This window comes from Litchfieldia sinesaloumensis (assembly GCF_900156865.1).
Classification (GTDB): domain Bacteria; phylum Bacillota; class Bacilli; order Bacillales; family Bacillaceae_L; genus Ferdinandcohnia; species Ferdinandcohnia sinesaloumensis.
Map to the genome: position 1 here is coordinate 1,952,065 of NZ_LT732529.1, position 22,535 is coordinate 1,974,599.

20 protein-coding genes are annotated in these 22,535 nt (G+C 38.7%); 2 read left to right on the forward strand and 18 right to left on the reverse strand.

Translation table 11 applies throughout. The features are described 5' to 3' along the window. Positions 1-54 precede the first annotated feature (54 nt). The gene (locus CZ490_RS09745) at positions 55-1,605 is read right to left on the reverse strand and encodes an acyl-CoA carboxylase subunit beta (protein WP_077618716.1); all 1,551 of its coding nucleotides are present in this window, start codon (positions 1,603-1,605) and stop codon (positions 55-57) included. After that, entirely contained in the window at positions 1,602-2,024 is a 423-nt protein-coding gene (mce, locus tag CZ490_RS09750; RefSeq protein ID WP_077618717.1) for a methylmalonyl-CoA epimerase, read from the reverse strand. Before mce ends, CZ490_RS09745 begins: the two co-directional genes overlap by 4 nt. Before the next feature lie 187 nt (positions 2,025-2,211). Between mce and prli42 the strand changes: the two genes are divergently transcribed. Further along, positions 2,212-2,304, forward strand: a complete 93-nt coding sequence (gene prli42, locus CZ490_RS22325) for a stressosome-associated protein Prli42 (protein ID WP_149917164.1) — start codon at positions 2,212-2,214, stop codon at positions 2,302-2,304. Positions 2,305-2,421: 117 nt separating this feature from the next. Here the strand turns inward: prli42 and CZ490_RS09755 are convergent, their stop codons facing one another. The 16 genes from CZ490_RS09755 to CZ490_RS09830 all read right to left on the reverse strand — a co-directional run bounded on the left by CZ490_RS09755 (position 2,422) and on the right by CZ490_RS09830 (position 22,050). Continuing rightward, complete coding sequence (locus CZ490_RS09755; protein WP_077618718.1) at positions 2,422-3,375, reverse strand: aromatic acid exporter family protein; 954 nt, start codon at positions 3,373-3,375, stop codon at positions 2,422-2,424. Between the two features lie 116 nt (positions 3,376-3,491). After that, positions 3,492-4,226 (reverse strand): amino acid ABC transporter ATP-binding protein, encoded by a 735-nt coding sequence (locus CZ490_RS09760; RefSeq protein ID WP_234987213.1) that lies wholly within the window; start codon positions 4,224-4,226, stop codon positions 3,492-3,494. Further along, positions 4,219-4,878 carry an amino acid ABC transporter permease gene (locus CZ490_RS09765; protein WP_077621019.1) on the reverse strand — a complete coding sequence of 220 codons (660 nt, stop codon included), beginning with the start codon at positions 4,876-4,878 and terminating at the stop codon, positions 4,219-4,221. The genes CZ490_RS09760 and CZ490_RS09765 overlap by 8 nt, the downstream gene beginning before the upstream one ends. A 46-nt stretch (positions 4,879-4,924) precedes the next feature. After that, positions 4,925-5,698, reverse strand: a complete 774-nt coding sequence (locus CZ490_RS09770) for a transporter substrate-binding domain-containing protein (protein WP_142255362.1) — start codon at positions 5,696-5,698, stop codon at positions 4,925-4,927. Positions 5,699-6,028: 330 nt separating this feature from the next. Next, a complete protein-coding gene (locus CZ490_RS09775) occupies positions 6,029-6,466 on the reverse strand; it encodes a BrxA/BrxB family bacilliredoxin (RefSeq protein ID WP_077618720.1) in 438 nt (145 codons plus the stop codon). Positions 6,467-6,672: 206 nt separating this feature from the next. Then, entirely contained in the window at positions 6,673-7,776 is a 1,104-nt protein-coding gene (gene meaB / locus CZ490_RS09780; protein WP_077618721.1) for a methylmalonyl Co-A mutase-associated GTPase MeaB, read from the reverse strand. Next, entirely contained in the window at positions 7,769-9,967 is a 2,199-nt protein-coding gene (scpA, locus tag CZ490_RS09785) for a methylmalonyl-CoA mutase (protein WP_077618722.1), read from the reverse strand. The genes meaB and scpA overlap by 8 nt, the downstream gene beginning before the upstream one ends. Continuing rightward, on the reverse strand, positions 9,960-11,867 hold the full coding sequence (locus CZ490_RS09790) for a methylmalonyl-CoA mutase family protein (protein WP_077618723.1): 1,908 nt from the start codon (positions 11,865-11,867) through the stop codon (positions 9,960-9,962). Before CZ490_RS09790 ends, scpA begins: the two co-directional genes overlap by 8 nt. A gap of 127 nt (positions 11,868-11,994) precedes the next feature. After that, entirely contained in the window at positions 11,995-13,284 is a 1,290-nt protein-coding gene (locus CZ490_RS09795) for a dihydrolipoamide acetyltransferase family protein (RefSeq protein WP_077618724.1), read from the reverse strand. 59 nt (positions 13,285-13,343) lie between these two features. Further along, positions 13,344-14,327 carry an alpha-ketoacid dehydrogenase subunit beta gene (locus CZ490_RS09800; RefSeq protein WP_077618725.1) on the reverse strand — a complete coding sequence of 328 codons (984 nt, stop codon included), beginning with the start codon at positions 14,325-14,327 and terminating at the stop codon, positions 13,344-13,346. A gap of 12 nt (positions 14,328-14,339) precedes the next feature. Continuing rightward, positions 14,340-15,335: a thiamine pyrophosphate-dependent dehydrogenase E1 component subunit alpha gene (locus CZ490_RS09805; RefSeq protein ID WP_077618726.1), complete on the reverse strand. Its 996-nt coding sequence runs from the start codon at positions 15,333-15,335 to the stop codon at positions 14,340-14,342. A gap of 58 nt (positions 15,336-15,393) precedes the next feature. Then, positions 15,394-16,815, reverse strand: a complete 1,422-nt coding sequence (gene lpdA, locus CZ490_RS09810; protein WP_077618727.1) for a dihydrolipoyl dehydrogenase — start codon at positions 16,813-16,815, stop codon at positions 15,394-15,396. Between the two features lie 101 nt (positions 16,816-16,916). Then, complete coding sequence (gene buk / locus CZ490_RS09815) at positions 16,917-18,026, reverse strand: butyrate kinase (RefSeq protein ID WP_077618728.1); 1,110 nt, start codon at positions 18,024-18,026, stop codon at positions 16,917-16,919. 110 nt (positions 18,027-18,136) lie between these two features. Continuing rightward, entirely contained in the window at positions 18,137-19,234 is a 1,098-nt protein-coding gene (gene bcd, locus CZ490_RS09820; protein WP_077618729.1) for a branched-chain amino acid dehydrogenase, read from the reverse strand. 25 nt (positions 19,235-19,259) lie between these two features. Further along, positions 19,260-20,165 carry a phosphate butyryltransferase gene (gene yqiS, locus CZ490_RS09825; protein ID WP_077618730.1) on the reverse strand — a complete coding sequence of 302 codons (906 nt, stop codon included), beginning with the start codon at positions 20,163-20,165 and terminating at the stop codon, positions 19,260-19,262. A 163-nt stretch (positions 20,166-20,328) separates the two neighbouring features. Next, a complete protein-coding gene (locus CZ490_RS09830) occupies positions 20,329-22,050 on the reverse strand; it encodes a sigma-54 interaction domain-containing protein (RefSeq protein ID WP_077618731.1) in 1,722 nt (573 codons plus the stop codon). A 205-nt stretch (positions 22,051-22,255) separates the two neighbouring features. Here CZ490_RS09830 and CZ490_RS09835 point away from each other — a divergent pair, with 205 nt between their 5' ends. Beyond that, positions 22,256-22,519: a DUF2627 domain-containing protein gene (locus tag CZ490_RS09835; protein WP_077618732.1), complete on the forward strand. Its 264-nt coding sequence runs from the start codon at positions 22,256-22,258 to the stop codon at positions 22,517-22,519. Positions 22,520-22,535 lie beyond the last annotated feature (16 nt).

The following is a 22,535-nucleotide window of genomic DNA, read 5'->3' on the forward strand; positions in this document are numbered from 1 at the left end:
AATAGGTTAATGAAATTAGCCTACCATATTATTGTGAAAAATCAAATCTTACACTTATAACGGAATATTACCATGCTTCTTCTTAGGACGGGTTTCCTTTTTATTGCGAAGCATTTCAAGAGCCTGTATTATTTTGATTCTCGTTTCACGAGGGTCAATCACATCATCCACCATGCCTTGGCTTGCAGCAACATAAGGATTGGCAAACTTCTCTCGATACTCTTCAATTTTCTCGGCACGGACCTTATCAGGATTTTCACTCTCATTAATTTCTCTAGCAAAAATAATATTAGCAGCACCCTGTGGTCCCATTACTGCAATTTCTGCATTCGGCCACGCAAATACTAAATCTGCACCAATTGACTTACTATTTAGTGCTACATAGGCCCCACCATATGCTTTTCGAAGAATGACAGTTAGTTTCGGTACAGTTGCTTCCGAATATGCATATAAGATCTTTGCACCATGTCGAATAATACCTCCATGCTCTTGCTTAACTCCTGGAAAAAATCCAGTTACATCCTCAAATGTAATAAGTGGGATATTAAATGAATCACAAAAACGTATAAATCTCGATGCCTTGTCTGATGAATCAATATCAAGTCCGCCGGCCATGTATTTTGGCTGGTTACATACTAGCCCGACCACCTCACCTTTAACTCTCGCAAACCCAACAACAATATTCTTCGCAAAATCCTTTTGTACTTCCATAAAGGAGTCTTGATCAACGATTTGGTCAATTACCTTCCGGACATCATATGGCCTAACTGCATCAAAAGGAATTATCTCTGTTAAATCTGGTCGGTAATCATCACTTTCCTGGACAGGAAGGATGGGTGCCTTTTCTTCATTGTTTTGCGGTAAATAACTTATCAGAGTTCTTACTTGTTGTAAAACCTCTTCTTCTGTTTTCCCTGAGAAGTGTGCGTTTCCACTGATTGAATTATGTACGCTTGCACCACCTAAATCCTCTGAACTAATTTTTTCTCCCGTTACTGTTTCAATTACTTTTGGTCCTGTGATAAACATTTGGGATGTCTTTTCAACCATAAATACAAAATCTGTAATAGCTGGAGAATACACCGCTCCACCTGCGCAAGGACCCATAATCACCGAAATTTGCGGAATGACTCCCGAGTAGATTGCATTTCGATAAAAAATGTGTCCATAGCCATCAAGAGAAACAACCCCCTCTTGAATTCTTGCACCTCCCGAATCATTTAAACCAATAAATGGTGCACCATTTTTAGCAGCTAAATCCATAACATTGGCAATTTTTTTCGCATGCATTTCCCCGAGCGCTCCGCCAAAAACAGTAAAATCCTGTGAAAATAAATAGACTGGTCTTCCATTCACTTTTCCGTAACCAGTAACAACCCCATCCCCTGGTCCTTTTTTATCAGCTAACCCAAAATCGATACTCCGATGTTGGATAAAAGGATTTAATTCTACAAAGGTACCTTCATCTAACAATAAATCGATCCGTTCCCTTGCAGTTAATTTTCCTTTTTCATGCTGTTTATCTATTTTTTCGTCACCACCGCCCAATTCTACTTCTCGACGGCGATCATATAGTTCGTTTATTTTTTCATAGATGTCAATCATTCTATCGTTTCCCCCTCGCTAGGCTTTTCGCATAGTTCATATAGGACTTTACCTGTCGATTTTGGATGCATAAATGCGATCTTTGCACCGGCCGCACCAAGCTTTGGCTCATCTGCTAGCATTTGAATGCCATTTTGTTTGATTTCCTGGATACGCTCTTCGATGGACGTAACTCCTAATGCTATATGGTGAATACCTTCGCCACGTTTCTCTATGAATGTAGCAATCGGACTTTCAGGTGAAAGAGGCTCTAAAAGTTCGAGCTTAGATTCTCCTATTTTAATGAACGCAACCCTTACTTTCTGTGATTCTACTTCTTCAATTCCATCTAATGTAAGATTGAGAATATCCGTGTAAAATGGTAGGGAAGCTTCAATGGAAGAAACGGCTATCCCGATGTGGTCTATTTTTTTAATCATGTCTTCACTCCTCAAGCGAGCGCTCGCTCAAAAATTGTAAGCGTTTAATATCATGTTTCTATTGTAGCATGAATTCATCAAAAATTGTGTATTTTCACAGAGAGAGTAATATACATAATGGTTGTCCAAGTTGATATTTCGAGGTAAAATATTAATAAATGATGTAAGCAAAAAGGGGGTAGGAAACATGTCCCGTAAAACTCAGAAAATTGTTGTTTATTTAATGATTGCTGTAATGCTAATCACTACCCTGTTAGCAGGCGTAGGTATGTGGTTCTAAAAAGATGAAACGATAAGTCCACCAAACCGAGCGATACTAAATAAATATCGTTATGTGAAAATAGTTACGTGAAAAAGAGGTGCCATTTTATAGTGGACACCTCTTTATTTCATGGAATTACGTTGGTAAACCCTTGAAGAGACTTTTTATAATTAAATACTCTTCCATTTCCTTAATAAATTGAAACAATGCAGCTCTCGTTTCAAATTCGTCACGAGTTTTTGGTAATGGCATTGCTCTAAACTCTTTGCGCATCTCATCAAGTTTTTTCAGAAATACTTCAGCAGTATTTCCAGGATGAATCGATTCGCTTACCTCCTTAATAAAATCAGCAACCATTGTTCTCTGTTCGACTGACTGAGTAATCGATGTAATTGTTGGCAACATTCTTTGTAGCATTTCGAACTGTTTTTCTCTCATATCAAAATACGTAAAAAACAAATTGCTATCCTTCATCAAGTGATTCTCGATATCCAGATAGGCCGTTCTTTTCGCCTTTTTTAATAATTCTTCTACAGCTGTTATTTCTCGTCCATCCCATATACTTTCACCTGTTCTTAGATAGTGAACCATTTCATTTAATATGTTCCCAAATAAGGTCTCAATCTCCTGTTGGAATGTCCAGAGCTGCTTGTCCACGCTTGGCATATATAGATTTATAAGTAGCGCAACTCCTATTCCAATGACTATTAACCCAAGTTCATTCAAAATTAAGGTCAGGGTCACATCTCCTGCTGTGAATATATGTAGTATAATAACGCTACTTGTAACAATTCCATCTTTTGCTTTCACAGCAACCATTGTTGGAATAAAGAATAGGAGTAATAGCCCAATAGTTACAGGATGATAGCCTATCCCTTCAAAAAATACAAAAGAAAATACAATCCCAATTACACATGCAACAAATCGTTCCCACGAACTCTCCAGTGATTTCTTACGGGTTACTTTTATACATAGTATTGTTAGTATTCCTGCAGATGCAAAACTATCTAATCCCAATAATTTTGCAATAGCTATTGATATCGTGACACCTATAGCTGTTTTTAACGTTCTATACCCTATTTTAAACATTACCAAGCTCCTATTAATCGGTAGTTATTTCATTATATAGTCATTTACTAGAAAGACAAAACTTCCCCTTATATTTAATATGGACGAAAAAAAGAATGATCTTGTGATCATTCCTTTTACAGTACCTTTTCTAAGAAATCCTGGGCACGTTTGCTTTTTGGATTTGTAAAAAATTCATCTGGAGTGGTTTCTTCAACGACTACTCCATCATCCATGAAGAGGACCTTGTCAGCTACCTCACGAGCAAATCCCATTTCATGAGTTACGATAAGCATTGTCATACCGGTATGAGCCAACCCTTTCATAACATTAAGAACTTCTTTTACCATTTCAGGGTCAAGTGCTGATGTTGGCTCGTCAAATAGCATAATCTCAGGTTCCATAGCTAATGCTCTAGCTATCGCAACTCTCTGTTTTTGGCCCCCCGAAAGACGATTCGGGTATTCATTAGCCTTCTCCGATAAACCAACTTGATTCAATAACTCTTTAGCTTTTGCTTCGGCATCAACTTTTGAAACCCCTTTGACCTTAATAGGCGCATAGGTTAGGTTTTGCAAAACTGTCTTATGAGGGAAGAGGTAAAAGTGCTGAAATACCATTCCGATATGTTCACGAACTTTGGTAATATTTGTTTTTGCATTTGTAATTTCGTCTTGACCAACCCAAATCTGACCTTGTGTTGGTTTTTCAAGTAAATTCAAGCATCGTAGAAATGTTGACTTCCCTGACCCAGAAGGACCAATAATCGCAACAACCTCGCCTTGTTTGAAGTTGGTCGAAATTCCTTTTAACACATTAAGTTTGCCAAATGATTTATGAAGGTTTTCAACTTTAATATGATTATTACTCACTACGACGCAACCTCCTCTCAAGTCTTCCACCTAGGAACGTGAGAATTGTAACAATTATCCAATAGACTAGACCAGCAATTAGCAACGGCTCAAAATAGCGGAATGTATTTGCTCCAACAACCTGTGCACGTCTCATAATATCCAACAATCCAATTGTACTTACAATTGCAGATTCCTTAGTTAACGTAATAAATTCATTTAATAGTGCTGGTAAGATATTTTTAACAGCTTGTGGCAAGATAATATCCAACATCATTGGACGATACGAAATTCCAAGTGCTTCTGCCGCTTCTTGTTGGCCTTTATCTACAGCTTGAATACCAGCTCTAATAATTTCCGAAATATAGGCCCCTGAGTTTAAGCCGAATGCCAATACCCCAGCTGCAAATTTATCAATATCATATTGAAAAAGCTGTGGAACTGCAAAATAAATAATTACTAATTGGAGGATAAGTGGTGTACCTCTAAAAATGGATGTATAAATATCCGCGAACCACTTCAAATATGAAACCTTACTTATTTTAAATACCGCTAAAATTGTTCCTAGAATTAAACCTAAAATTGCCGATACTAGTGCAAAAGATACGGTAATGCCGATCCCTTCTAGTATAAACGGAATTGAAGGCACGATTCCGGAAAAATCAATATCCAAACCCATGCCTTACACCTCATTTCTACCTGAAAATTTGAATTAATGATTATTCTTCCATCCATTGCTTTTCTAATTCTTCTAATTCACCATTTTGTTTCATTTCTTCAATAACTTTATTAAATTCTTCAACTAGCTTATCGCCTTTTGAAAAAGCAATTGCCATACCTGGAGATGCTTCGGTTGGATCATCAAATCCCACTAAATCTTGACTTTCGATGAAACCAACAGCAACTGTTTTATCTAAGTAAACTGCATCGATTCTTCCTGCTTTTAATTCTTGAATTAACTCTGGAGCTTTATTTAAAGCAGAGATTTCTAGATTCTTTAAAGTTTCTTCTTTAATTTTTTTAGCTCCTTCTTCTTGAATCGTACCTAATTGGACACCAACTGTTTTTCCATCAAGATCTTCTAAAGCCTTAATATCTGAATCCTTTAATGTAACGAACATTTCCCCTGATTTGTGGTACTCTACAGAGAAATCAACACTTTTTTTACGTTCTTCAGTTGCTGACATACCTGAAATAATAAAATCAAGACGGTCAGATTGTAGTGCACTTATTAAGCCACCAAAATCCATGTTTTCTATTTTTAATTCGTATCCTAACTCATCTGCAATTTTTTTAGCTAAATCAATGTCAAATCCAATATAGTCACCTGTTTTTTCATCTATTGTTTCAAATGGTGGGAAATCAGCAGACGTTCCCATTGTTAATACCTTTTTCTTATCTGAACCTGATGCATTATCATCGCTTGTCCCACACGCTGCTAAAATCGCAACTGATAAAATAGTAATCAATGTTACTAGCATAAACTTTTTCATTATTTATTTCCCCCTGCTTTATAATTTATATTTATTCGTTAGAATGTATTTTAACACATCTGCATAAATATACAATATGTTTTTTAAAAATAATAATAGATTAATAATTCTATCATTTTTACTTCTAGTTATTCGGATATCCTTTTGCTGTTTGTTGATACCTCCCTGTTGACCTAAATAAAGCCTCCTAGTTACTTGAAAACTGTTGTAAAGAAATCGCCTTTAATACTTTACTAATATAAAGAGTTAAAGCGAAAATACATCATTTTCAAAGTTTATTATACATACTTTATAAGAGTTTGACCAAAAAAAAGAAGCCTTCAAGGCCTCTTATACTTCTTCGCAATATTCTTCAAAGGTATCTTGTAATTTATTGATTACATCCATTGGTTCATGACCTTCAATCTCATGACGTTCAATCATTTTTACAATTTTTCCATCTTTTAATAATGCAAATGATGGAGAAGATGGTGGATATCCTTCAAAATATGTTCTTGCCTTTTCTGTTGCTGCTTTATCTTGACCGGCAAAAACAGTTACTAATTGATTTGGTCGCTTATCATAATGAATGGCGTGAGCAGCAGCTGGTCTAGCAATTCCACCTGCACAACCACAGACTGAGTTAACCATCACTAATGTTGTACCTTCACGGTTTAGTGCTTCATCAACTTCTTCAGGTGTTTTTAGTTCTTGATAACCAGCTTCAGAGATTTCTCTTCTCGCTGTTTGAACGATATCATTCATAAACAGATTAAAATCTACTTGCATTTTGAACACTCCCTCGTGAATATATATCTTTCCTTACTTTATAATATCAATTTAGTATGTGTTTTTACAAATCTAAGCTATTATTGTCAAAATCTGATTCAATACGTTTAAAAAAAAGGGATTGGGTTATTCTAAATAATACATCTAGATCATACCCCTAAACTCCCTAGATGGAAGGAAAGTATACGTATACTTTCCTTCTTTTTTTATGTTTCATATAGATCAATTAATGCTTTAACTGCGGTTGTTACGTTTACGTGACCCTCTACAACTTTATTTTCTAGGACAGGCAGCTGCGATTTAATGGCTGGATGAGTAAAGAAGGCTGTTTCAAGATAATCTTTTATCATCGCATGAATCCAATCCTTAGTTTGAGCATTTCGTCTCTCCCAAAAGACGCCAGATTCTTTTGTTGTTTCTACAAAGCGCATGACAATCTTCCACATTTCTTCCATTCCTTCATGATAAAGTGCAGATACCGTATATGCCTTTGATGACCATCCTCTCGTTGCAGGCTGAAGATAGTGAAGAATCCGATTGTATTCACCTCTTGCGACTTTTGCTCTTTGCTTATTATCTCCGTCTGCTTTATTAATAACTAAGCTATCTGCAAGCTCCATCACACCTTTTTTCATACCTTGCAGTTCGTCCCCCGCTCCTGTAAGAACAAGTAGTAGAAAAAAGTCCACCATACTTCTAACAACTATTTCACTTTGACCTACACCGATAGTTTCCACCAAGATGACATCAAACCCAGCTGCCTCACAAAGTAGCATGGTTTCTCTGGTTTTTCGATTCACTCCACCAAGTGTCCCACCTGATGGTGATGGACGAATGAATGCATTCTTATTCCGAGACAGTGATTCCATGCGCGTTTTATCACCTAAAATACTTCCTCCGGTCACACTACTACTTGGATCAACCGCCAATACTGCAACTCGGTATCCTTGTTCACATAAATAGGAACCGAAGCTCTCTATGAATGTACTTTTTCCAGCACCCGGGACTCCTGTAATACCTACACGAACAGAGTTTCCTGTATAAGGAAGAATCTCATTAATAACCGCTTGTGCCTTATCTTCATGACGTTTGGCATTACTTTCAACAAGGGTAATTGCCTGTGCAAGTATGGTTCGGTCACCATTTTTAATACCTTGCACAAACTCTTCCGTGGTACGTTCTTTCCTTTTAACAAACTTTCGTTTAGTAGTAGAAGGGTTGCTATGATGTTTACCTTTTACAATTTCAGTTGTAAAACTATCAGACGGTTCATCTGGTACCCATTCAGGCCGATTTCTTTTATCATTCATTTCCTTCTTCCTCATAACCTAATCGACGATAGATTTCCTCAATAACCTTTTGAGCAGCAACAGGTATGACAGTACCAGGACCAAAAATAGCTGCAGCCCCTTGCTCTTTTAGATAGTCATAATCCTGTGCAGGAATAACGCCTCCAACAATAACGATAATATCTTCACGACCTAATTTCCTCAATTCCTCAATCAGCTGTGGAAGTAGTGTTTTATGGCCTGCAGCCAATGAACTCATGCCAACCACATGCACATCATTTTCAACCGCCTGTAATGCTGTTTCTGCTGGCGTTTGGAAAAGTGGACCAATATCAACATCAAAACCAAGATCTGCGAAAGCTGTGGCAATTACCTTTGCTCCTCGGTCGTGACCGTCCTGCCCCATTTTTGCAATCAGGATTCGTGGTCGTCTCCCCTCATACTCTAGAAACTCGTCAGTTATATTTTTTATATTCATGATTTCTTCCTCATTTGAATATTCTGAGCTATAGATTCCACTAATAGAACGAATAACAGCTTTATGTCTTTGGGAAGCTTCTTCGACTGCATTAGAAATCTCACCTAATGTTGCTCGGGCTCTTGCCGCATTAACAGCTAATTCTAGCAGATTCCCTTCGCCTGTTTTTACAGCGTGTGTAATAGCATCTAAAGCTGCGCGTACTTTAGAATCGTCTCGTGAAGATTTTAAGTGATTAAGTCTCTCTATTTGTTTTAATCGTACAGCAGTGTTATCTATATCTAAAATATCGATTGGATCTTCTTTTTGTAATCGATATTTATTTACACCAATGATTGTCTCTTTGCCGGAATCAATTTTCGCCTGACGTCTAGCTGCTGCTTCCTCAATCCTCATTTTGGGAAGTCCAGTCTCAATTGCTTTCGTCATTCCGCCAAGCCTCTCAATTTCCTCAATATGTTTCCAGGCTCTATTCATTAACTCCTTCGTTAACGTTTCAACATAGTAGGAGCCCCCCCAAGGATCAATCACATTGCAAATGCCCGTTTCATCCTGTAAATAAAGCTGTGTGTTTCTAGCAATTCGTGCCGAAAAATCAGTTGGTAGAGCAATTGCTTCATCAAGTGCATTTGTATGCAGGGATTGCGTATGGCCAGACGCTGCAGCCAATGCCTCGATACATGTTCTCGTTACATTATTGTATGGATCTTGCTCAGTCAAGCTCCAGCCCGAAGTTTGTGAATGGGTTCTTAACGCAAGTGATTTCGGATTTTTAGGGTTGAAGGCCTTCATCATTTGCGCCCAAATGAAGCGAGCAGCTCTCATCTTTGCAACTTCCATAAAATAGTTCATCCCAATTGCCCAGAAAAACGATAAGCGAGGAGCAAAGGAATCTATATCAATTCCTTTCTTAATACCTGTTCGAACATATTCCAGACCATCTGCTAATGTATATGCCAATTCAAGGTCAGCTGGTGCACCCGCTTCTTGCATATGGTACCCAGAAATACTAATGCTATTGAACTTCGGCATATTTTTAGACGTATACTCAAAGATATCAGAAATAATCCTCATAGACGTTTCCGGTGGATAGATATAAGTGTTTCGAACCATATATTCTTTTAAGATATCATTTTGAATCGTTCCCGATAGTTTCTCAGGTGAAACGCCTTGTTCCTCTGCTGTGACAATATAAAATGCCATGATAGGAAGTACTGCGCCATTCATCGTCATCGAAACACTCATTTGATCGAGTGGGATACCATCAAATAATGTTTTCATGTCTAATATCGAATCAATTGCAACCCCTGCCTTACCAACGTCCCCCACTACACGCGGATGGTCGGAATCATAGCCTCGGTGAGTGGCTAGGTCAAATGCAACTGATAGTCCCTTTTGGCCCATCGCGAGATTTCTACGATAAAAAGCATTACTTTCTTCTGCTGTGGAAAAACCAGCATATTGGCGAACGGTCCATGGTCGATTCACATACATCGTTGGGTATGGTCCACGAAGAAATGGAGGAAGTCCAGGCATATAGTCAAGATGCGTTAGCCCTTCTAAGTCATCTTCAGTGTATAAAGGTTTGATAGCAATCTGTTCGTTTGTTTCAAACAACAATTCATCGATTGAGTGCTTAATTTCTGTTTCCACTTTTTCTCGCCATTGTTCAGGAGTCGATGGTGTTTCAGACTTCTTTAACTTTATTTTTGAAAGGTCAAGTCTTTTAGCCATGCTGCCTCACCCCCATTACATGTTGTAATTGATATAAAAATGAATAACAATCTGTTCCCATATGGATAAAGTCTTTTACCCCATTGTTTCTATATAGTGATTCATCCTCTTGTTTACCTGCAAGATAGAAATGAATGGTATCATTATCTTCATTAAGTTTGCTACAAATTTCTGGAACCATCTCTTTATACTTTTCATCCTGTCCACAAAAGATGAAGATTTTGAGATTCATAGTTTTTGCACCTTCAATTGCTTCTTCTGCAGTTAAAAACCCATCATTTCTGACCACTTGGAAACCACCAGCTTCAAAGAAGCCTGTAATAAAATCTGCTCTTGGCTTATGCTCTGGAATCGTTCCTAGATTTAGCAACCCTACCTTTGGTCGTTCTCCAGTTGTTTTCAGATAGTCCTCTGAGGCTTTTCTCAATTGCTCAAAGCCTTCTGAGATTCTTACAGGATGTATAGGGGTTATAGTGATTGCTGCATCACTGGTAGTGGTATTATCTTTGGGTTCTAGGTTACTAAACGGTTTTTCATGAATATTTGCGTACATATTAGTCCCTACAATTATATCTTTACGATGATTTACATTTCCTTGTCTTTGTGAAAAGACGCTTGAAATGTTTTTTTGGACACTTCCATTTTTTAGCGCTTCAAGCATTCCACCTTCTGCTTCAATTTCGTTAAGTAATTCCCAGGCCTTTTCTGCCACTTCATTTGTCAATGTTTCGACATACCAAGAACCTCCTGCTGGATCGATTACCTTATTTAAGAAGGATTCTTCCCGAAGAATGGACTGTGTATTTCTGGCTATTCTTCTTGAGAACGTGTCGGATTGCTTAATCGGTTCATCAAATGCTGATACATGGAGACTATCAATTCCACCAACTATTGCAGAAAATGCCTCAATTGTGGATCGGAGCATATTGACATATGGATCATAGATCGTTTTTGTAAATGCTGATGTTCTTGCATGGATATGCATCTGGGAAGAAGCTTCATTTCCACCGTATGCCTCTATAACAGTTGACCATAATATTCTTGCTGCACGTAATTTAGCAATTTCCATAAAAACATTCGAACCAATCGAAAACGAAAAAGTCATGCGTGGCGCAACGTCATCAATGGTAAGACCTCTTTCAAGAAGTTCACTCAAGTATTCAATTCCCGTGCCGATTGTATATGCTAGTTCCTGAACGGCATTTGCTCCACCATTATGATAAGGTGTGCCTTTTACAAGAACAGTCCTTATTTTTGTATGATTTTCAATAGCCCATTTAACTGAATTCGTTAACTGATTATATGCTATTTCAGGTTTGACTAGTAACTGCCCCTTTTCCACTAATAACGCCAATGGATCCATCCCAATCGTACCTGTAAGAGTATCCGCTTTTGTAAAAGTGGCAATGAGTGATAAAAAGGAGTCTACATCTGATTTAACATCAATTAGAACAGGTATAGATGAAAGGGATACCCCTCTAAATGCTGTTGATATTTCTTCTAATGTATGTAAGGCAAGTCCCTTTTCTGAGCTATTTTGAGGTTGCAGTGAAAAATGAATCATGGTTTGCCCAGTTGTTAAACCTTCCTTCAAAGCAACATTGAACTCCTCCGGCGAATGAACGTCGATTTCCTGACTGACATACCAAGGCTGGTTCACATAACCTGTTAGTTTTGAGCCACGTACTTTTGATCCTTCTCCAGGCATTTCTTTAAGGAAAGGGGTAAGATGGATATCGTCTTTTGTATAGATAGGCTTTAATTCAATCTTTTCATAAGTATTGGTATATAATTTTTCAATCGGTTTACCCTTTAATGTTTTTTCAGCTTCCTGTTTCCATGTCTCGTAGTCAATGGATGGGAAGGTAATATCTTGGTATTCTTTTGATGGCTTTGGCACAAGACTTCCCCCTCTATTCGTAATCGCTTTCAGTATAAATTAATTTTAGTATATATAGTAAAATGTCGCAATGAAATCAAACGACTTCTATTTATATAGTAAAAAAGACACTGCGTAAGCAATGTCTTTAGTAAATAGCTGTATTTTCTTTAGAGGTAGTTTCGATAATATCCTTTACACGGGCTAAGAATCGTCCGCAAACAAGGCCATCTAATACACGATGGTCAAGAGACATACAGAGATTTACCATATCACGAACTGCAATCATGCCATTAATGATAACCGGTCGTTGAACAATGGATTCAACTTGTAAAATCGCAGCCTGAGGATAATTAATAATCCCCATTGATTGAACAGAGCCAAATGAACCCGTATTATTCACTGTGAAAGTACCACCTTGCATGTCGTCAGCAGAAAGCTTTCCTGCTCTTACCTTTGCAGCCAGTTCAGAGATTTCTCTTGCGATACCTTTGATTGACTTTTCATCCGCATTCTTAATAACAGGAACAAAAAGTGCATCTTCTGTGGCAACGGCAATTGAAATATTAATATCCTTCTTCTGAATGATTTTATCTCCTGCCCACATGGAGTTAATTTGTGGGAATTCCTTCAATGCTTGTGCAACTGCTTTTACGAAAAACGCAAAGAAGGTTAGGTTGAATCCTTCCTTTTGTTTAAATTCATTCTTAAGTGAATTTCTGTAGGCAACCATATTGGTTGCATCTACCTCTACCATCGTCCAAGCATGTGGTGCTTCATGCTTACTCCGGAGCATGTTCGCAGCAATAGCCTTTCGAACACCAGACACCGGTATTTCAATATCACCTACAGCAACAGGTACATGTGGTCCAGGAGCTGGTTCTGACTTATTTGCTGTGCTGGTAGCTGGTTGTCTAGAAACCTGAGGCGTTGCTTTTTCGACTTGCTGACCTGCAGTAGGAATCTGTCCAGATTCAATTAACTTCTGAAGATCCTTACGAGTGATTCTTCCACCTGATCCTGTACCATTAACTTGAGCAAGGTCGATATTATGTTCCTGTGATAACTTAAGAACCGCAGGTGAATAACGTAATTTCTTCGAAGTATCACTATGCTCGATTGCGCCACCTGCACCTTTTTCTGCTACTTCTTCTTTTACTTCAACATCTGGTGTAGCCGATGCTTCGGTTTGACCGCCTGCTGTTTCAATGACACAAATTACTTCTCCTACCGCTAATGTTTCTCCTTCTTCTGCAATCAGTTCTGTAATCGTTCCTGAAAAAGAGGAAGGTACCTCCGCATTTACTTTATCCGTCATGACCTCAGCTAATGGGTCATATTTATTTACTGTGTCCCCAACAGCTACAAGCCATTTACTAATCGTTCCCTCTGTTACACTCTCACCGAGCTGGGGCATTGTTATTCTTTCAGTTGCCAATCATGAAACCTCCTCTGTCACCATTCATCCTCTCTCAAGCCATGAATAGCAGTGCAAATTTAAAATTCAGCAAGTTCTCTCATTGCTTTTTCAACCTTATCTGGATTTACCATGAAATACTTTTCCATTGTTGGTGCGTAAGGCATTGCTGGTATATCAGGTCCCGCTAGTCTTTTAATTGGGGCATCCAAATCAAACAAACAATGCTCTGCGATGATTGCAGATACCTCGCTCATTATGCTACCTTCTTTATTGTCTTCAGTTAAAAGTAAGACTTTCCCAGTTTTAGACGCCGCTTCGATAATAGCTTCTTTATCAAGTGGGTAGACTGTCCGAAGATCAAGGATATGTGCTTGAATACCATCTTTTGCGAGTCGCTCTGCTGCCTGAAGAGCAAAATGCACGCATAATCCATAGGTAATAACAGTAATGTCGTCACCCTTACGTTTAACATCAGCCTTTCCAATTGGCAATACATAGTCATCCTCAGGTACTTCTCCTTTAATTAATCGATACGCACGCTTGTGCTCGAAGAATAATACCGGATCTTCATCACGTATTGCTGCCTTTAACAAACCCTTAACATCGTAAGGGGTTGAAGGCATAACTATTTTTAGACCAGGTTGATTTGCAAAAATGGCCTCGACTGATTGTGAGTGGTAAAGGGCACCGTGTACTCCACCACCATATGGAGCTCGAATTGTAATTGGACAACTCCAATCATTATTTGAACGATATCGTATTCTAGCTGCTTCAGAGATGATTTGATTCACTGCAGGCATGATAAAATCAGCAAATTGCATTTCTGCAATGGGTCTCATTCCATACATAGCTGCACCTATACCAACACCTGCAATAGCTGACTCTGCTAAAGGTGTGTCAATTACCCGTTCCTCACCGAATTGCTCGTACAGCCCATTGGTTGCCTTAAATACTCCACCTTTTTTCCCTACGTCCTCTCCCAAAATAAAGACTTTAGGATCTCGTTCCATTTCCTCACGTATCGCCATTGTTACGGCATCAATATATGAAATTACAGGCATTCTATTTCCCCCTTACTGTTGAGCGTATACATATTTTAGAGCTTGCTCTGGTTCAGCATATGGCGCATTTTCTGCATAATCTGTTGCTTCGTTTACAAGTGTCGCAACACGATCTGCTATTTCCTTTTCCTTCGCTTCATCCATAACCCCAGACTCTTTTAAATAAGAAGCGAACGAGAGTACGGGATCATTTTTCTTCGCTTCTGCTACTTCTTCCTGCTCACGATATGCACGATCATCGTCATCAGATGAGTGTGCAGTCAGACGATATGAGATGGTTTCAACTAAAGTCGGCCCTTCTCCACGGCGCCCTCTGTCAGCTGCTTCTTTTACAACTCTATAGACCTCAAGTGGATCGTTCCCATCAACCGTTACACCAGGCATCCCATATCCAATAGCACGGTCAGAAATCTTTTCACAAGCTACTTGTTTTTCATATGGTACAGAAATAGCGTATTTATTATTTTCACACATAAAAATGACCGGAAGTTTATGAACAGCTGCAAAGTTTGCACCTTCATGAAAATCACCTTGGTTTGAAGAACCTTCACCAAACGTAACAAAGCTGACTAGATTTTTCCCTTCCATTCTTCCGCCAAGGGCTACACCAACTGCATGCGGAACCTGAGTCGTTACAGGAGAAGAACCAGTTACGATGCGATTTTTCTTTTGTCCAAAGTGCCCAGGCATTTGACGTCCACCGGAGTTCGGATCTTCAGCCTTCGCAAACCCAGATAGCATGAGTTCCTTTGCTGTCATTCCAAATGTGAGCACAACTCCCATATCACGGTAGTAAGGCAATACATAGTCTTTCTCACGATCTAGAGCAAATGCTGCACCAACCTGCGCCGCTTCTTGTCCTTGACAGGAAATAACGAATGGAATTTTCCCAGCGCGGTTTAATAACCACATTCTTTCATCTAGTTTTCTAGCTAATAGCATGGTTTCATACATTTCGAGAACTACTTCATCACTTAAACCCAATGCTTGATGACGATTTTCGGACATCATAATACCTCCTTTAAATAAACACAATGTCGCAGGTGCGAACATCACTTAAGATAAATTAAGCGTGAATTGCTTTACCATCAACAGCCAGAGCTGCTTCCCCAATCGCTTCAGATAAAGTAGGATGTGGGTGAATGGTGTGTGCAACCTCCCACGGAGTTGCGTCTAGTACTCTCGCTAAACCAGCTTCTGAAATCATATCCGTTACATGAGGCCCTATCATGTGAACACCTAATAAATCTTCTGTTGCCTCATCTACAACGAGTTTGACAAATCCATCTGACTCACCAAATACTAGTGCTTTTCCTATCGCTCTAAAATTGAACTTACCTACCTTTACTGTATAACCCTTTTCTTTCGCTTCCTCTTCAGTGAATCCAACACTCGCTACTTCTGGGTTGCTATATACACATTTTGATACGAGAGAATAATCCATTGGTATCGGGTTTTCACCAGCTATATGTTCAACAGCAATAATTCCTTCATGAGATGCTACATGAGCTAACTGAAGACCACCAATTACATCACCTATCGCATAAATATGAGATTCCTTCGTTTGGAAAAATTCATTGGTTGCGATATACCCTTTTTCCACGATAATTTCTGTATTTTCTAGACCGATATTCTCAACATTTGCTTGTCGACCAACAGATACAAGAAGTTTTTCTGCAGAAAACGACTTTGTTTCACCTTTGTGTTCGGCCTGGATTGTAATTCCCTCTCCTTTTTCAAGAGACTCGGGCAACACCTTTGCACCTGTTACGACTTTTATACCTTTTTTCTTCATTAATCGTTGCATTTCTTTTGAAATCTCATGATCTTCTGTTGGAAGAATTCGATTCGCATATTCAAGTACAGTAACTTCGATACCAAAATCGTTTAGCATTGAAGCCCATTCAATCCCGATAACTCCCCCGCCAACGATTACAATTGATTTTGGCAAACTGTCCATTTGTAGCGCTTCATCGGATGTTAAGACGTAATCCCCGTCTATCTCAAGGCCTGGTAAAGACCGTGGTCTAGATCCTGTTGCGATGATGACATTTTTAGGAATCAGCATTTCATTTTCTTCACCATTGTTCATTTCTACAGAAATCGTTCCTGGCATAGGCGAGAAAATAGACGGACCTAAAATACGTCCAATACCTTCAATTACATCTATTTTTCCTTGTTTCATTAAATGCTGGACACCTTTAAATAATTGATCCGTTATTTTATTCTTTCTATCCTGCACCTTTTGAAAATCAAGGGTTACGTCTTTTGCAATCACACCAAATTCTTCACTTCTTTTTGTAGTCGCATATACTTCCGCACTTCTTAATAGAGCTTTACTTGGAATACAGCCTGCATGTAAGCAAGTTCCACCAAGTTTTCCTTTCTCAACAACTGCGACCTTAAGTCCAAGTTGCGAGGCACGTATTGCAGCAACATAACCACCAGTACCGCCGCCTAAAATGACTAAATCATATTCCTTTGACATACCCTACTCACCTTCTTAGCTCTACTTATTTTACAGAGGAGGTTTAACCGTGTCCGATGACTGTGGCCATTCGGTCTTGGAATTTCTTCCTTTTAACACACTTATTTTAAGACAGGGGTTTGAAGGGGTTTACCCGGATATTCTTTTTCCTTTTCTTCCCCGCGCAATACACGTAAGGCACCCTCTGCCAATGCTTGCAATTCATTTTCTCCCGGCTGGACGATTACATCTGCTATCCAATTTACATGATTTGAAATTTCCGATATAAACTCATTTCCATATGCTAATCCGCCAGTTAAAATAATTGCATCAACACGCCCTGATAGGGCTGCACTTGCTGCACCAATTTCTTTGGCGATTTGGTACGCCATTGCTTTATAGACTAATTTCGCTTTTTCGTCACCTTTTTCAATCATTTTTTCAACCGCGATGGCATCATTGGTTCCTAAATAACCAACTAATCCACCCTGACCTACTAGTTTTTTCATGATTTCTTCTCGGAAATATTGACCAGAAAAACAAAGGTCAATTAAATCACCTGCAGGCACTGTCCCTGCACGTTCTGGGCTAAATGGTCCGTCACCGTGCAACCCATTATTAACGTCTACCACTTTTCCTTGTTTGTGAACTCCTACAGTGATACCTCCGCCCATATGGGTTACAATGAAATTTAATTCTTCATAGCTTTTACCGAAATCCTTTGCGACCCTTCTTGCAACTGCTTTTTGATTTAAAGCATGAAAAATGCTTTTTCTCTCAATCAGTTCAAATCCTGATATTCGAGCAATTGGGTCAAGTTCGTCAACAACAACAGGATCGACTATATATGGCGGAATATTTAACCCAGATGCAATTTCGTATGCCAAAATGCCACCAAGATTTGAGGCGTGCTGCCCTGCATATCCAATTCGCAAATCATGAAGCATTTCATCATTTACTTTGTATGTGCCACCTTGTATAGGCCTCAGTAACCCACCTCTACCACAGACAGCACTTAATTTTGAAATGTTAATACCCTCATTAACTAATGTTTCAAGAATCGTTGTTTTACGAAATTCGTATTGGTCGATAATATTTTCAAAATCGCTTAATTCTGTACGATCATGTCTAATCGTCTTTTCAAAAACAGAACGTTCATTATCATAGACGCCAATTTTCGTGGATGTTGATCCTGGATTGATAACGAGAATCCGATATTCTTTGTCCTGCAATAGTGAAACCCCCAGTGCTTTGTGCAATGCTACGTCTCATTCTGTTTGATATATTTAAAAGGAAAAGAGAGAAAAGCCTTAATTAAGACTTCCCTCACTTACTAATATCCTTATCCTCTACGACTTAAAATGTCGTGCCCATTTCGTAAAAATTGGCTACGAGAATTTCTCATTCTTTCAATACGCTCTTCTGCCAAACGATCAGCAGCTTGATATGTTGGGATACCGTCCCTTTTTGCGATTTCAATTACTTTTTCAATCGTATCGTAAAGCGACTCCACCTTCTTTAGTGCACGCTCTTGGTTGTATCCATATAATTCATCTGCAACATTAATGACTCCACCAGCATTAATTACATAGTCTGGTGCATATACGATTCCTAATTCATGAATGATATCTCCATGACGTGATTCTTTTAGCTGATTATTAGCAGATCCAGCAATAACTTTTGCTTTTAGTTGAGGAATTGTTTCATCATTTACTGTTGCACCAAGTGCACACGGTGCATAAATGTCACACTCAACACTATAAATTTCATTGGGATCCACTGCTTTCGCACCAAAGTCTCTAACAGCTCGGTCAACAGCATCTTTATTTATATCCGTTACAATCAGACTTGCTCCTTCTTCATGAAGGTATTTACAAAGTGTATATGCAACATTTCCAACACCTTGAACTGCAACAACTTTTCCTTCTAGTGAATCGGTACCAAAAGCTTCTTTTGCAGCTGCCTTCATTCCACGGTAAACTCCAAATGCCGTTACAGGAGACGGATTTCCTGACGATCCGAATGCTGGTGATATTCCTGTAACAAAGTCTGTTTCTTCATGAATAATATCCATGTCTGCAACAGTTGTACCAACGTCTTCTGCTGTAATATAACGGCCATTAAGCCCCTGAATATAACGGCCAAATGCACGGAACATTTCTTCGTTTTTATCCTTGCGAGGATCGCCTATAATAACCGTTTTACCTCCACCTAGATTCAATCCAGCTGCAGCATTTTTATATGTCATCCCTTTAGCGAGTCTTAATGCATCTTCAATCGCATCTTCCTCGGAAGCGTACGTCCACATCCTCGTACCTCCAAGTGCAGGTCCTAATGTTGTATCATGAATGGCGATAATCGCCTTTAGACCAGATTGTTTATCCTGACAAAATACCAATTGTTCATAATCATATTTCTCCATGTAAGAAAAAATTTCCATTTTGTAAGTTCCTCCCCTAGTTTGACTATTGTCTGGCAGAACATACTGCCAATGCTAACGAGTATAATTTGCTCTTTGCAGAATCTGCCCTAGATGTTAAAACAATAGGTGCACGAGCACCAGCAATTACAGCTCCTACCTGCGCTTTCGCAAAGTATACTAATGATTTATATAATGCATTTCCAACTTCAATCGTTGGAACAAGCAAAATATCGGCCTGTCCAGCTACAGCACTAGTAATACCTTTGTGCTCTGCTGCTAGAATTGATATGGCATTATCTAGAGCTAATGGACCATCGACGATACAATTTTGAATCTGACCACGATGATTCATTTGCGTTAATACTGCCGCATCTATTGTTGCTTGCATAGCAGGATTAACCACTTCAACCGCTGCAATTGGTGCTACTTTCGGTACGTGAATACCAATGGAGTTCGCAACCTTTACGGAATTATTTAAAATCTGTACTTTTTCCTGTAGCCCAGGGGCTATGTTCATAGCAGCATCTGTTACAATAACGAAGCGTTCAAATTCTGGAACCTCAAACACAGCCACATGTGATAGAACATTACCTGTCCGAAGTCCGTATTCTTTATTCAGGACTGCTTTTAATATGGTAGATGTCGGGATATTCCCCTTCATTAATACTTCTGCTTCACCTGAATGAACAGCTCTGACTGCAGCCTGTGCTGATTCTTCCGGTGATGTTGTGTTTATCACATGTAGTTCATTAAGGACTTCTCCCGTATACCCTTTTGCAGTAAGGATTTGGTGTATTCTTTCTTGGTTACCAAATAATAAAAATCGGGCAAGCCTGTGGTTTATTGCTTCGGTTATTGCCTCTAACACTTCGTCATCCTCGGCAGCAGCAACAGCAACGGTGACCTGTGAATGTTTAGCTGCACTATTGATAAGATCATACAATTTCATCCAAATTTACCTTCTTTTCAATCAAGATTCCCCTTCGTTTAATGCACATATTTAACATGCAATAAACGTGCCAACTCTCAAGTGTTGAAAACGCTTAATTGTGTAGTATTTTCTACAAAACAATTGCGCAACTTCTTGCACACCTTGCAAAATATTGCATGCTTTAATTTGCAAGATTATATTTTTCCAGCTTATAATATAGACTTCTAAGAGATATCCCCAATGATTTAGCAGCCGCTGTTTTATTCCCGCCATTTAAGTTCAACACCTCGGCAATCACTTTTGCTTCGTATTTTTCAACTAAAGCCGATAAGGGAACATCTTTAAGTTCTGTTTCAGATGCAATATTTGTGGCAAGGGTTTTACTTGTTACGCCATGTAATGGCTGAATGTGCTTCACGTCAATTAGTCTTTCCTGATAATTCATAAAGATTACGGCTCTTCCGAGGACATTTTCAAGCTCCCTAACATTCCCAGGCCAATCGTATTGAAGTAAATATTGAATAGATTCTTCAGTCAACCCTTCAACATTACGTCCGTAATCCTGATTTATTTTATGTAATAAGTGCTCCGCAAGAGGTTTAATATCCTGCTTCCTCATTCGAAGTGAAGGTATAAAAATTGGAATCTTATTTAATCGGTAGTATAGATCCTCTCTAAAAGTTCCGTTTCCAATTCCTTTTTCAAGGTTTACATTAGTGGCTGCAATAATTCTAACATCAATCGGAATCGGCTTTGTTCCTCCAACGCGAACAATCTCTCTTTCCTGTAGAACCCTTAGCAATTTAGCTTGGGTGTTTAAAGATAATTCACCAATTTCATCTAAGAAGATACTTCCATTATTCGCTTCCTCGAAAATACCTTGTTTACCTCCGCGCTTAGCACCTGAAAAGGCACCTTCTTCATAACCAAACAATTCACTTTCCAGCAGTGATTCTGAAATAGCTGCGCAATTCACCCGAACAAATTTATTATATTTTCGTTTACTTTCATTATGTATCGCGTGTGCAAACAACTCCTTGCCTGTCCCAGATTCACCCCTAAGTAAAACGGTAGCTGGAGTCTTCGCACCAAGTTTTGCTTGTTCAATTGCAAATTCCATTTCTTCTGAAGAGCCAATGATGTCATCAAATGTGTATTTTGCTTCAAGTGACCGAATGATATGTCTAGCTCGATTCAATTCGGAAGTTAGCTGGCTAATCTCTGAAACATCATGGATGACACCAACACTTCCCTTAAGCTTTCCATCCACAATAATTGGAGCCACATTAACAATTACATCTTTGTCATGAGGGCCAACCTTCATGCGGGCACCTCTAACAGGTCTTCTTGTTCGTAAAACCTGCATGTGCATGCTTTCACCCTCAGAAATATCTGCATTTGCAGGCTTTCCAATAACCTGTTCCTTTTCAAGCCCTGTAATCCGTGTATACGCACGGTTAATCATTATCCCGCGTCCATCCTCGTCCACTACAGTAATGGCCTCTTCGGAAGATTGGATAATGGCTTCAAGCATGGTTTGTATCTCTTTTAAATTCGTTATTTCTTCAGCTAAATCTACAACTTCCGTAATGTCTTTAAAAACAGCAAATGCCCCTAAAAGCATCCCTGATTCATTGACCATTGGGATTCGTGTCGTAATAATTTTACGGCCATTTTCTAAAACAAGTTCTTGGTTAACTTCTACAGCTCTAGTTCGTAGTATCTCTGGCAATTTACTATCAGGAATACATTCGTATATATGCTTACCAATCGCGTCTTCCTTTGCAACACCTATCATCCTTGAAGCACTATTATTAAGTAAGATGACTTGGCTATTGATATCAATGACAATCATTCCATCATGAGTCGAATCTATAATCAAATCTACCATAACCTTTTGCATACCAATGTCACCTCCTATTTATAAATGCATGCGCTGAAGCTAGCCGTATAATCGCAAAACTCGACCATGCAATATTTTACACACTTTATTTTTACCATTTGCAATAAAGTGCACACTACCATAATAACCTGAAAGCTTCATCTTGACAAATTTTTTTAATAGCTTACATTTATAAAGAAGTCTTTTTTTGAAAGGGATCTTTATTATGCAACGTATATTAGCTCTAATCGTGCTACTAATACCAGGCGTTATAGCAGGAGTTGGCATTAAATTTATGAGAGACATGTTTTTCGGAGTGTTAATCAGTCCAATTCCGTCCTTAATGCTTCAATTTTTGATTGGACTTATCTTTTTTATAGCTGGTCTATCCTTTATCGGTGGATTTATTCTTCACCGTGACCGGAAAAGAAATAAAGTTCAGGACAAATTTCAAAAAGAAAGCTCACCAGTTAGTGAGCAAAATAAATAATCCTGCTGATTTAGCA

What these genes read in the sequence shown, in the direction of transcription:
- bcd (WP_077618729.1), bottom strand. Translation starts at nt 19,234, where the DNA reads ATGGAAATTTTTTCTTACATGGAGAAATATGATTATGAACAATTGGTA.
- CZ490_RS09770 (WP_142255362.1), bottom strand. Translation starts at nt 5,698, where the DNA reads ATGAAAAAGTTTATGCTAGTAACATTGATTACTATTTTATCAGTTGCG.
- mce (WP_077618717.1), bottom strand. Translation starts at nt 2,024, where the DNA reads ATGATTAAAAAAATAGACCACATCGGGATAGCCGTTTCTTCCATTGAA.
- scpA (WP_077618722.1), bottom strand. Translation starts at nt 9,967, where the DNA reads ATGGCTAAAAGACTTGACCTTTCAAAAATAAAGTTAAAGAAGTCTGAA.
- CZ490_RS09755 (WP_077618718.1), bottom strand. Translation starts at nt 3,375, where the DNA reads ATGTTTAAAATAGGGTATAGAACGTTAAAAACAGCTATAGGTGTCACG.
- prli42 (WP_149917164.1), top strand. Translation starts at nt 2,212, where the DNA reads ATGTCCCGTAAAACTCAGAAAATTGTTGTTTATTTAATGATTGCTGTA.
- CZ490_RS09745 (WP_077618716.1), bottom strand. Translation starts at nt 1,605, where the DNA reads ATGATTGACATCTATGAAAAAATAAACGAACTATATGATCGCCGTCGA.
- CZ490_RS09775 (WP_077618720.1), bottom strand. Translation starts at nt 6,466, where the DNA reads ATGCAAGTAGATTTTAATCTGTTTATGAATGATATCGTTCAAACAGCG.
- CZ490_RS09805 (WP_077618726.1), bottom strand. Translation starts at nt 15,335, where the DNA reads ATGTCCGAAAATCGTCATCAAGCATTGGGTTTAAGTGATGAAGTAGTT.
- CZ490_RS09800 (WP_077618725.1), bottom strand. Translation starts at nt 14,327, where the DNA reads ATGCCTGTAATTTCATATATTGATGCCGTAACAATGGCGATACGTGAG.
- yqiS (WP_077618730.1), bottom strand. Translation starts at nt 20,165, where the DNA reads ATGAAATTGTATGATCTTATCAATAGTGCAGCTAAACATTCACAGGTC.
- meaB (WP_077618721.1), bottom strand. Translation starts at nt 7,776, where the DNA reads ATGAATGATAAAAGAAATCGGCCTGAATGGGTACCAGATGAACCGTCT.
- CZ490_RS09830 (WP_077618731.1), bottom strand. Translation starts at nt 22,050, where the DNA reads ATGCAAAAGGTTATGGTAGATTTGATTATAGATTCGACTCATGATGGA.
- lpdA (WP_077618727.1), bottom strand. Translation starts at nt 16,815, where the DNA reads ATGTCAAAGGAATATGATTTAGTCATTTTAGGCGGCGGTACTGGTGGT.
- CZ490_RS09835 (WP_077618732.1), top strand. Translation starts at nt 22,256, where the DNA reads ATGCAACGTATATTAGCTCTAATCGTGCTACTAATACCAGGCGTTATA.